The 3,308-nt window shown below is 46.1% G+C and carries 4 protein-coding genes and 4 tRNA genes; all 8 read right to left on the reverse strand.

Annotation, left to right across the window (positions count from 1 at the left end):
- On the reverse strand, nt 1-125 hold a 125-nt coding region (locus F566_RS36015; RefSeq protein ID WP_245555104.1), incomplete at its 3' end, for a GTP-binding protein.
- 88 nt (nt 126-213) lie between these two features.
- Nucleotides 214-289, reverse strand: a tRNA-Thr gene (locus F566_RS0100315).
- 26 nt (nt 290-315) lie between these two features.
- Nucleotides 316-390, reverse strand: a tRNA-Gly gene (locus F566_RS0100320).
- Between the two features lie 7 nt (nt 391-397).
- A tRNA-Tyr gene (locus F566_RS0100325) sits at nt 398-481 on the reverse strand.
- A gap of 51 nt (nt 482-532) precedes the next feature.
- Nucleotides 533-608 (reverse strand) — tRNA-Thr (locus F566_RS0100330).
- A 30-nt stretch (nt 609-638) separates the two neighbouring features.
- The gene (locus tag F566_RS0100335) at nt 639-1,352 is read right to left on the reverse strand and encodes a hypothetical protein (RefSeq protein WP_020404985.1); all 714 of its coding nucleotides are present in this window, start codon (nt 1,350-1,352) and stop codon (nt 639-641) included.
- Nucleotides 1,353-2,090, reverse strand: coding sequence for a type III pantothenate kinase (locus F566_RS35085; protein WP_020404986.1), 738 nt, complete (start codon nt 2,088-2,090; stop codon nt 1,353-1,355). It lies immediately after the preceding gene.
- Nucleotides 2,077-3,063, reverse strand: coding sequence for a biotin--[acetyl-CoA-carboxylase] ligase (locus tag F566_RS0100345; protein ID WP_020404987.1), 987 nt, complete (start codon nt 3,061-3,063; stop codon nt 2,077-2,079). Before F566_RS0100345 ends, F566_RS35085 begins: the two co-directional genes overlap by 14 nt.
- Nucleotides 3,064-3,308: the final 245 nt, after the last annotated feature.

Here is a 3,308-nt window from a genome sequence, read left to right on the forward strand (position 1 = left end):
CCACCCCAAACTTCAGAACATACGCGAGTCAGGGCCGCTGTCAGAGTAGTCTTACCATGGTCAACGTGACCAATGGTGCCTACGTTAATGTGCGGTTTACTACGCTCAAACTTTTCTTTTGCCATTGCGACCCTCTCCTGAAGAAAACGCTTTGTCGTACCTTTAGCACTTGCCTCAAGACAACTTAAAAACAAACTCAAGACAAATCATATGTGGAGCTCATGACCGGAATTGAACCGGTGACCTCATCCTTACCAAGGATGTGCTCTACCGACTGAGCTACATGAGCACTCAAACTCACCAATCATTAATTAGTGGAGCGGGCGGCGGGAATCGAACCCGCATCATCAGCTTGGAAGGCTGAGGTAATAGCCATTATACGACGCCCGCTAAATAATGGTGGAGGGGGCTGGATTCGAACCAGCGAAGCTTTCGCGTCAGATTTACAGTCTGATCCCTTTGGCCGCTCGGGAACCCCTCCAGAGCATACGATTTAGCTTTAAATGCGACACTTAACTCTTTAAGAATTAAATGGAGCTGGCGGACGGAATCGAACCCCCGACCTGCTGATTACAAGTCAGCTGCTCTACCAACTGAGCTACGCCAGCCCTTACTCGCCAAATCGCGAGGCCGCTATACTACGGAAGTTCCCCCCCCGATGCAACACTTTTACAAAAAATTTGTCTGGCTTCTATATTATTTTTTTGACCCGCCAATACACTATCAATTCGACCCATTAGCTGCACATTGGCCTCATCTTCCGAAAGAAGCCAATATTCAACTTTTTCTCGAGGCAACTCCTTCATCTTTGCATCAAACCCCTGCCGAACTCTCTGGCTCTGCAGAGCTTTAGCTGAGTCAATATTTCGAAATAATCCTAAACTGATTCCGTTCCTTAACTCCCCTTGAGCAATTAGATAGCTATCTATCTTCCTTACCTGAAGCTCCTTCAGCTTTATAATTGCTGCCTTTCGACTATCCAAAGGCTCAAGATAAATCCAGTACTCAGGTGCCAATTGGATGGTGTTTTGATGAATCCTGGTCTCCACCTGCAATTCCAACAAGTCCTTTTGTAACAGCGCAGCCTGATCCTCCCCCTCCATTGGTCCTATCAGGAAACATAACGCTCCTTTATTTACCTTCTCAACTCTCTCTTCCGACTCAAACTCTTTTTTACTTTGCTCAGGCACTAGCTTGATCTCACTTAGGAGCGTCAATGTTCCTCCATCACCCCCAACAGAAGTAACCCTTGGACTGCCCATGCTAACCGAGTGCCTTTTTTGCAACTCGAGCCATTGCACTAGAAATACAATAGCATTCAAGGAAAGTAGCGATAAAAATATCCAACGCACTTATTCACCCCTTCCCATTACTGCAACGTCATCCTCGTAAGCCAGACGAAGACCATCTAAAACAAGATCCGTAAATATTTCGACTGAGTTTTCGTCCAACACTGAAGAGAACTGCGCACTACCGCCACCAGTAACAAAACATTTCAAACCTGAAACGACCTCCAACACCTGGGTTAAAAAGCCTAGCTGCATCATATAGACCCCGCTCTCTATACAACTCTTTGTAGACAGACCAAGCGTGCCCCCGGACACATATTCATATTGCCCGGCCAATGAACCTGTTGCACCTAAAGCCTCGAAACAAAGCCTGCTACCCGGAGCGATATATCCCCCTAGATGCCTGCCCTCACCATCCAGTATGTCAACAGTAATCGCACTCCCAAAATCTATAATGCAGCACGCACTTCCACCCGACTTATTAAAGCCAGCCAAACAGGCAAGCCATCGATCAACCCCTAATTTTGTGTATTCTTTATAACCATTCAGAACACCACATGCTTCTTGAGAAGACTCAGCCCAATAGGCGGTTGGCACCTCGAGCTCGGCAAACAAATTATTCAAAGCTCGCCTTATCTCCTCTCCAGCAACACATGAAACCAGCACCAGATCAGCTGGACAATCAGACAACTCTTTAGCAAGCATCTCTACCCCCCCCCTCGTTGAGGGTAAATATTTGCCCGAGACCCTTTTCCTCCATTTTATATAGGTGTTTCCTACATCAACTTCATACTCTGTCATTGAGAGGCCTTATTGAAACTTCCCCTGCAGAATATGCAGCTACACCTTCATCTGCCGTTTCCATCAGCAAATTCCCCATATCATCAACGCCTTTATAGACACCTTCGATCTGATTGTTATAGCCAAGCAACCTGATAGAGCGCCCGATCAAGACATCATGCGATTCCCATAGATCTCTAACCGCCGAAAAGCCACCTTCCATAAAAAGATCTATTGAATTCAATACCTCATTCAACAATGAAGACAGAAGCTCATTTCTGTCCAGCCCTCTTCCAACCTCCCTCTCAAGAGAAGTCCAAGGCTGGTCTATTGAAGTCGCCTCTTCTTCACTCATTGAAACATTCAACCCTATACCCGCTACAACTAGAACCGGACCATTGTGCTCACCCTCAACATCTACCAAGATCCCAGAAATCTTTTTACCGGCCACCCAGACATCATTTGGCCATTTCAGTCCTGCACTTAACCCCGCCGAAAAATTGATCGCTTCAGCTGTCGCAGCTCCCAAAGCCAAACTCAACCCACTTAAAGATGAGAACCCCCCTGGTAGCCTAAACGAAATACTTACATATAGGTTTTTCGCAATTGGGCTTACCCAGCTGCGCCCTCTTCTACCTCTTCCGCCGGTTTGCTCTTCTGCAACACAGACATCATAACTTCCCAGCGGCAAATTTTTTGAATGTGACTTCAAATACGAGTTAGTCGAATCCACAGAGTCCAACAAAAGGAAATCTCTTAACCCAAGTCTTTCATTATCCTTTATAGCGGAACAAACCAACTCTTTGGACAACATCGCAATAGGCTCACGCAATCTATAGCCTCGCCCCTTTACACTCTCTATCTCTATACCCGCTTGCTCCAACTGAGCAACATTCTTCCATATTGCCGCCCTTGTAAGCCCTAAACTTTCACCCAAAGCGACACCAGAATGAAATTCTCCATCAGAAAGCATTCGCAACAACTTGTAATTCATCTGATCTCAGCCTCTCCGGTTATGTCAGACACCCCATAAACAAGCAATCATGGCGGCCAAGTTCTAAAGTATTTCACTGGATAAATCAAGGAAGCTATAACTTTGTATAACCGAAAGGAAAAATAGGCCCGACTCTATCCTGGAATTTATTTCCAGACAATAAAAAGCCCCATCCGTGTATCCGGACAGGGCCTGGGGAAGAGGTTGGGGGTTTCATCCCACCAATAAAAAAGGCCCATCCGCTA

It is taken from the genome of Hahella ganghwensis DSM 17046, assembly GCF_000376785.1.
In the GTDB taxonomy this organism is placed as follows: Bacteria; Pseudomonadota; Gammaproteobacteria; order Pseudomonadales; family Oleiphilaceae; genus Hahella; species Hahella ganghwensis.

Excerpts from the sequence above, each read along its gene's own strand:
- F566_RS35085 (WP_020404986.1), bottom strand. The coding sequence starts at position 2,090 with ATGACAGAGTATGAAGTTGATGTAGGAAACACCTATATAAAATGGAGG.
- F566_RS0100345 (WP_020404987.1), bottom strand. The coding sequence starts at position 3,063 with ATGAATTACAAGTTGTTGCGAATGCTTTCTGATGGAGAATTTCATTCT.